7 protein-coding genes are annotated in these 7432 nt (G+C 31.8%); all 7 read right to left on the bottom strand.

From position 1 onward, the window contains the following. Positions 1–392 precede the first annotated feature (392 nt). Complete coding sequence (locus tag BLV84_RS12645) at positions 393–527, bottom strand: hypothetical protein (RefSeq protein WP_262501508.1); 135 nt, start codon at positions 525–527, stop codon at positions 393–395. A gap of 422 nt (positions 528–949) precedes the next feature. Next, on the bottom strand, positions 950–2860 hold the full coding sequence (locus BLV84_RS06905) for an endonuclease (protein ID WP_093242235.1): 1911 nt from the start codon (positions 2858–2860) through the stop codon (positions 950–952). Between the two features lie 6 nt (positions 2861–2866). Continuing rightward, entirely contained in the window at positions 2867–4075 is a 1209-nt protein-coding gene (locus BLV84_RS06900; RefSeq protein ID WP_093242231.1) for an RsmB/NOP family class I SAM-dependent RNA methyltransferase, read from the bottom strand. Between the two features lie 28 nt (positions 4076–4103). Continuing rightward, positions 4104–4535 (bottom strand): hypothetical protein, encoded by a 432-nt coding sequence (locus BLV84_RS06895; protein WP_093242226.1) that lies wholly within the window; start codon positions 4533–4535, stop codon positions 4104–4106. A 1-nt stretch (position 4536) separates the two neighbouring features. Further along, on the bottom strand, positions 4537–5013 hold the full coding sequence (locus tag BLV84_RS06890; RefSeq protein WP_093242222.1) for a hypothetical protein: 477 nt from the start codon (positions 5011–5013) through the stop codon (positions 4537–4539). Positions 5014–5044: 31 nt separating this feature from the next. Then, a complete protein-coding gene (locus BLV84_RS06885) occupies positions 5045–5584 on the bottom strand; it encodes an RNA polymerase sigma factor (protein ID WP_093242218.1) in 540 nt (179 codons plus the stop codon). A gap of 9 nt (positions 5585–5593) precedes the next feature. Continuing rightward, the gene (locus tag BLV84_RS06880) at positions 5594–7426 is read right to left on the bottom strand and encodes an ABC transporter ATP-binding protein (RefSeq protein ID WP_093242214.1); all 1833 of its coding nucleotides are present in this window, start codon (positions 7424–7426) and stop codon (positions 5594–5596) included. Between the last annotated feature and the right edge of the window lie 6 nt (positions 7427–7432).

Genomic DNA, 7432 nt, shown 5'->3' with positions numbered 1-7432 from the left:
ATTACTAAATTACAGACCAATTAGAAAATTTAATTATAACAACCCAATTGAAGTCCTAGAAAACAAATGTTTTGCACTTATGGGTTGAACTCAGCAATAAATAAAGCAAAGAAAAAAGGTGTTTTTTTTAACAAAGGTTACTGATAAAATTTCGACTTTATGTCTAAAAATCAGGAGTTCAAGCAATAGGTTCAAGTTTTTCTTTAACAGGCACTAATCGTTAAAACCGCGACAAAAGTGTTCCAAAGTTGGAACAGTATTGAAATAGAGTGATTTAGAGTTAAGGCAGTTTAAAAACTGTCTTAACGCTTTTTAGAATTTCATTGGCATATTGAAAATTGGTTTTAAAACGAGTCGCTTGAAAATCAAATTTCACGAGCTTGGATTTAATTTTATGATCTATTACATCCTATTTTGGCAACACACTCATTGAAGTTTTTATTCACTTTTAACTTATTTACTTTAGCTTGGCTGAGGATTTCAGAAAACATGGTTTTATCGATTTCTTGACCGTTGATAATTTCCATGAGCGTTTTGCCGTTTATACGAAACGTGTATCTGTAATAATTGTAATATTTCATAAAGTCATTTAAGACGGTACTAATTTTTAAAATTGCAATTAAAATGCCCAATAGTTAAGGACTGCAGCTATATGGCTAAAAAGTTGTTATCACTATTTTTTAAAATAATATTTTCTAATGCACTACAATAAGCTTAAGATAGCTGATAAACTGACCTTGTTATACAAACATAAAAATTTCGATTAGCGACTAAGCGTTTCGGTTTAACTTCTTTTAGTTGTATCGAAAATAGTGTTATATTCATTTCAAGTAAATATTTTCAAATCAGCTTTATAATAGAGATGATACTGATATTTATAGGTTTAAACTCGACCAAAAAAAAGCTGAACTTTATGGGTTCAGCTTTTAATTATCTCATTTTTTCTTGTTTAATTTTTTACAACTAATTTTTTAACTGTAGTCGTTTTTCCAGATTTGATTTTGATAATATAAAATCCTTCTTGTAAATTAAACTCAATCTTTTCTTGATTAGCATCTAATTTTAACTCTTCAACCATTTGACCATTCATTTGATAGATGCTAATCATTTTTGAAGCGTTAAGCTCTGATTGAATAAATAAAACTTGACCTTTATTAGGATTCGGGTAAATTTTAAATAACTGCGCATTTGCTGAGCTAATTGATAAAAAACTAGATTCTATTTTGAAGTTATCAACCGTCCAACGTGTTGCTTGCTCACCATTAGTGGTGTCATATTTAAAAGCCACATAAGCATTTTCAGTGATGTTGCTAATATCAATATTTTCAAAATTGAAAGATTGCGGATTTCCACTCGAACCTGAATAAAGAGGAATATCGACATTAGGAACTGCCGTCCATGTAAAATTGGATGGATTCTGTCCACCATCATAATCAGTAGAATAGACAAGCTCAAGTTGAGTGTTTCCAAAAGTAGCTTCAGCATAAAAGCTCAACATACTATTTCCTAAATTTTCAAACATGATAGGATTTGTTGTAATCAACCAGTCTAAACTTGGTGTTTGTTGTCCATTTGAATAAGAGTTCATTTGGTAACTTCCCGTATTGTTTTCGCCAAAAGATTCCATACAAGTCCAGTCAAGTGAACTTTGCTCACTGACAGTCATAAAGTTATCACTGACAGTTGTACAATCATTAAAATCTTCAAAGAATACAAAATCAGGATCGGCAAGCGTTGTCACTTCAAGATTTTCACTTGGATCAGAAACATTAGCAGAGCCATCAATAGCATAAATTCTAAAGTTGTATAAAGTTTCTCCATCTAAACCATTAACTTGATAAGTCAATGTGTTTTGATCTGTTGTACCAATAACAGTGTTATCTTGCTCTATTTGATATTCTACAACGCCTATATCATCTGAAGATGCAGTCCAATCTAAAACGACACTACTATTTGTAATGGAAGAGGCAGTTAAGTTTGTCGGTGCCGAAGGTGCAGTCGTATCTGGGTTTGGATCCCAAATTAATGAAGCATATTCAGGATGGTCAACTAATGGGTTTCTGTTACCTTGAAATGCATATCCATTGTTATTTCTATCAATCTCTCTTTGACTAACAGGATCATTTAAGTGCCAAGAAAGTAATAAGTCAATATACCATTGTTGATAAAACTGACTGTAATCACTAAATTCTAAGACATCATTTGAACTCCAACTTCCGTTGATTTCACTTTCGTATCTGATGGCAAAATATAAAACAGCTCTCGCAATGTCTCCCTTGAATTCATCAATTGGTTCAAAAACAGTTCCATTGTAGCCAGAAAATGTATTAGGTCCAACTTTTGATCCATTTGTTGATGTCCAAGATGCATTTGTTACTTCCCCAAAAGGATGACTTGATCTTCTGCCGTTGACATAACCATCAGATGGAACGACATGAAAATAATCACTTTTCATAGGAGACCCTGAATTAAAAGTTGATTGTGGAACCAAGTGTTCTCTATTTAAACAATCGCCTTCTCCTGAGTATTGACCGCAATTATTACTGAAATGATTGTAGTTATAGCTTTCTGGACCATTTGGTTTTTCAGAATACATGTCTAAAACAGATCCATCATTTTCGTAATAATCATCCGTATCACCACTGTTAGGTTCAGCGTATGCATCATATAAATCATTATATCCTTGAGCTTGATGATAAGAAAATCCGTTGTTATCATCATTCCCATCAATAATCTGATTAAGAGCAGTTTTTAGCTGATAGCCTGTTAAACCATCTGCCGCATCATAATAGCCTGCGGGTGCTTGTGCATAAATAATGCAAGCAAAACTTAAAAATAAGAGAGTAGAAATTTTTTTCATTATATATTATTTTTTTAATAAAACTGCATAATAAAAACCATCATAGCCTGATTGGTAAGCTGATATTTTTTGTTCTTTAATTAACTTGAATTTTTCTCCTTCTTCAGTTGATAAGAATTTTTCAATTTGCTTCTCATTTTCACTTGGTAAAATTGAGCAAGTTGCATAAACAAGTTTTCCGCCAGATTTGACAATACGTGAATATTGATAAAGGATCTGACTTTGTTTTTCTGTGATTTCTTTTAAAAATTCCGGAGAGAGTTTCCATTTAGCATCTGGGTTTCTTCTTAAAACACCTAAACCTGTACAAGGCGCATCAATTAAAACACGATCAGCAGAGTCATAAAGTTTTTTGATCACTTTAGTCGTATCAATGTGTCTTGTCTCAATGTTATGTGCACCAGCTCTTTTCGCTCTGCGTTTTAATTCTTTGAGTTTATTGGCATAAATATCAAGCGCTATCACTTGACCTTTATTTTCCATAATAGCTGCAAGGTGTAAGGCTTTGCCGCCAGCGCCAGCACAAGTATCAACGACACGCATTCCTTCTTGTACATCAAGTGCATGTGCTATTTTTTGAGAGGAAGCATCTTGAACTTCAAACAAACCTTTTTTGAAAGCTTGAGTTTTGAAAACATCTTGTCTTTCGTATAATTCTAATGCATCTGGATATTCGGAAAGTAACTTCGTAGCAATTTGCTCCTCATCTAATGTCTTTTGAAGTTCTTTAGGATTTGTTTTTAATCTGTTTGTTCTTAACACAACAGAAGCTTGCTTGTTTAGAGCATTAATTTCTTTATCCCAAAGTTTTCCAAGTTCTTTTTCTCCTAACTCATCTAACCAATCAGGTATAGATTCTTTGTATTTTCGTATTTGAGAAAGTTCATCAAAGCGACCTTTAATGCGGCGAGTAGGCGTATCTTCAAACTGAGGCCAATCAGGTATTTGTATACCTTTTAGCGTTGCCCAAACTGTGAAAAGTCTGAATAGATTTGCTCTTGTATAAGGTGCTTTTACATCTGCTATTTCGCTATATAATCGCTTCCAACGAACAATATCATAAGTTGTTTCTGCTATAAAAGCACGATCTCGTGAACCCCAGCGTTTATCACGCTTTAGTGTTTTTGAGATTTCTTTATCAGCGTATTTATCTTCATTAAAAACGAGGTGCAATGTATCAATCACTGCAAAGACTAAATTCCTGTGTAGGCGCATTCAAAAAATTTAGTGCAAAGATAATCAATTAGTCCCTAGTAGTCGAAGAGCTGTTGTATTGTTTTAGTAGTTTTTTGTTAAATTGGTATTCAGCGTATTTAAGTGTCATAATTTGCTTTGGTGTTATGACAGTCTTTAATTCTTCAACAAAACTTTTTCTTAATTTTTCACGCTCAGACTTATATGACATATAATCTGTTAAAAGTGCTTCAGCTTCAACTTCGGGCAAATCTTCAATTTTAGATAAACGTTTTTTGATAGATACCCATTTATTATTTTTTAAGTTTTTAAATAAATTATTATGTTTATTGTAAACTGGCCAAAACTTTTTAGCTTCTTCACTTGATAAGTCTAATTTTTCAGTAAAAAAACCGATTTTAAGGCTTTGTATCTTATCATCCTTCTGTGCAAAGGTTGTTATACTTACTAAAAGTATAAAGATTGTAATTATTTTTTTCATCTTAAAAATCTAAATAATCTTGGTCATAAATATCATCACCAATGTAATAGATGATTTTTTGCGAGCCAATCTGTGAATTTTCAAATTCTTTATTAAAATCAAATTTTAAATTTTGATCTATATAATCTAAAGGATTTTCAATTTCATTTTCGATATAATTTTCTAATTCATCTTGTTCAATTGATGAGAATTTTAACTCATCTTGATTTAGTTGATTTTTGAATAGAGGATTTAGAACAAATGCTAAAATTAAAATGGCTGCAATTGCTGAAGCCGCGTAATAAAAGTGTTTTAGCTGAATTACTCTTGATTTTTCTTGAGGTATATCTACTTTGAAATTCTCAAAATAAGTATCAGGAGTTTTCATAGACTGATTATCTTTTAAAGCTTTTAAAGAATCAACTTCAAAGTTCTTAAAATAATCTTCAGGTGTTTTAAATCCTGTTTTATTTCGATATTTATTTTTATCTCTAGTCATTGATTTTAAGACTTTAAAAGAGCTCAAAGGTTTAATTGTTTTTTAAAAATTTTTCTACTTTTTTAGAAGCATGATGGTAACTCGATTTTAAAGCGCCTTCACTTGTCTCTAAAATTTCAGCCATTTCTTTGTAAGGCATTTCTTCAAAATAACGCATTATAAAAACTTCTTTTTGCTTTGTCGGTAGTGTTTCAATTGCTCTATGAAGTTGCAATTGAATTTTATCACCCTCAAAATAAACATCACTTTCTAATGAATTGATTAAATAATCTTTAAGCTCTTCATTACTGATGTTTTTCTTCTTAGCTTTTTTATTTAAAAAAGTAATAGATTCATTACTAGCAATACGGTACATCCAGCTAAAAAGTTGACTGTCACCTTTAAATTTTTTAATGTTCTTATAAACTTTTATAAAGGTATTTTGAAGTACATCATCAGTGTCCTCATGTGTCTTAACGAAGTTTCGAATATGCCAGTATAATCTGACCTTGTGCTGATCAACAAGTGCAGCAAAAGCCTCCTCTTGGCGCGTTCCATTCTGAAGATTTGTTATGATTTCTTTTTCTGTCAAAGTTTTAAATTAAGAATCAAAAGACTGCATATCGACAAGTTTTTTATAAGTTCCTTTTTTGGCTATCAACTCATTATGTTTCCCTTGCTCAACAATCTCTCCTTTTTGCATCACAATAATTCGATCTGCGTTTTGAATAGTTGATAAACGATGCGCAATGACAACTGAGGTTCTGTTTTTTGTCATGTTTTCTAAAGCTCTTTGCACGAGTTTTTCACTTTCAGTATCGAGTGCTGAAGTAGCTTCGTCAAGAATCATGATTGGCGGATTTTTAAGGACTGCTCTTGCAATAGAAAGTCTCTGCTTTTGTCCTCCACTAAGTTTGTTTCCGCTATCACCAATATTGGTTTGTAATTGTTTTGGTAAATCCATCACAAACTCATAAGCATTGGCAACTTTTAAAGCTTCAATCAGTTCAGCTTCGGTTGCATCCGTTTTCCCTATTCTTAAATTGGCCTCAATTGTTTCGTTAAACAAAATTGAATCCTGCGTGACAAGTCCCATCAAATCTCGTAAATTGTGTTGCGTCATGTCTTTAATGTTGGTGTCGTCTATCTTAATTTCACCTTCATTAATATCATAAAAACGTGTAATTAAGTTGGCAATTGTTGATTTCCCACTTCCTGATTGACCAACTAATGCAAGTGTTTCACCTTTATTGACAGTTGCAGAAAAGTTCTTTAAAACCTTTTCTTTTTCATAAGCAAATGAAATATTATTGAGATGTAATGCTGATATAAATTCTTTTTTCTCAACAGGATTAACTGGGTCTTTTATTTTGTTATCAGTTTCTAAAATTTCCAAAACACGTTCGGCTGCTGCATTTCCTTTTTTGACATTATATGAAGCTTTTGAAATTCCTTTAGCAGGCGTTAAAATATTATAAGCAAGTCCCATATAAGCAATAAAACTACTGCCATCAAGCGTGCCTTCTTCTAAAACCATATTTCCGCCATACCATAATAATACAGCGATGACACTAATGCCAAGAAACTCACTTGCTGGTGAAGCCAAATTCTGACGATTAAGAAGTTTGTTTGAATAATTATAAAATTTATTTGTTGATTCCTGAAATTTATTATTGAAAATATTCTCAGCATTAAATCCTTTTATAATTTTTAAACCACCTAAAGTTTCTTCTAAAATGGATAAAAACAAACCTTGTTCTTTTTGAACTAAATCAGATTTCTTTTTTAATGATTTACCTATTAATGAAATAATAAAGCCAGAAACAGGAATAAAAATAAAAACAAAAATAGTGAGCTTAACACTAATGAGTAGCATAGTAGCAATGGTGAACAAAATGGTTAAAGGCTCTCTGACAATCAGTTCTAGAATAGATAAAAATGAATGCTGAATCTCAAGGACATCACTTGTAATTCTTGCAATGGTATCACCTTTTCTTTTTTCAGAATAATAGGAGAGAGGGAGTTCAACTGTTTTTTTGTACATCGCATTACGCAGGTCTTTTAAGACGCCATTTCTTAGAAATGTAATAAAAAACATGGCAAGATAATTCGCGATGTTTTTTAAAAAGAATAAAGCAATAACTAATCCTATAACAAGCATTAACGCAACAGATGCATCGTCTTGCGAAATTTGATGCACATGATAAGACAGATAGTCTTTAAAAAAATCCTTAGCGCTTCCTAGGCCTTGATAAACAGGTTCTTCTTGAATTTTGTTTGCATCTTTATCTCCAAACAATACATCGAGCATCGGGATGAGCGCCACAAAAGATAAGGCACTGAATAAGGCATAAAAAATATTGGCAATAATATTTAATATTGCATACTTTTTATAAGGTTTCGCAAAGCGAAGAATTTTTTTAAAGTAATTCATCTATTT

Origin of the sequence: Psychroflexus halocasei (assembly GCF_900107595.1) — a bacterium.
In the GTDB taxonomy this organism is placed as follows: Bacteria; Bacteroidota; Bacteroidia; order Flavobacteriales; family Flavobacteriaceae; genus Psychroflexus; species Psychroflexus halocasei.
The sequence above is the reverse complement of the archived record's forward strand: the minus strand, read 5'-3'. Positions and strand labels throughout refer to the sequence as shown.

Bases quoted from the DNA above. Each gene is read 5' to 3' on its own strand.
- BLV84_RS12645 (WP_262501508.1), bottom strand. From the start codon at position 527: ATGGAAATTATCAACGGTCAAGAAATCGATAAAACCATGTTTTCTGAA.
- BLV84_RS06905 (WP_093242235.1), bottom strand. From the start codon at position 2,860: ATGAAAAAAATTTCTACTCTCTTATTTTTAAGTTTTGCTTGCATTATT.
- BLV84_RS06900 (WP_093242231.1), bottom strand. From the start codon at position 4,075: ATGCGCCTACACAGGAATTTAGTCTTTGCAGTGATTGATACATTGCAC.
- BLV84_RS06895 (WP_093242226.1), bottom strand. From the start codon at position 4,535: ATGAAAAAAATAATTACAATCTTTATACTTTTAGTAAGTATAACAACC.
- BLV84_RS06890 (WP_093242222.1), bottom strand. From the start codon at position 5,013: ATGACTAGAGATAAAAATAAATATCGAAATAAAACAGGATTTAAAACA.
- BLV84_RS06880 (WP_093242214.1), bottom strand. From the start codon at position 7,426: ATGAATTACTTTAAAAAAATTCTTCGCTTTGCGAAACCTTATAAAAAG.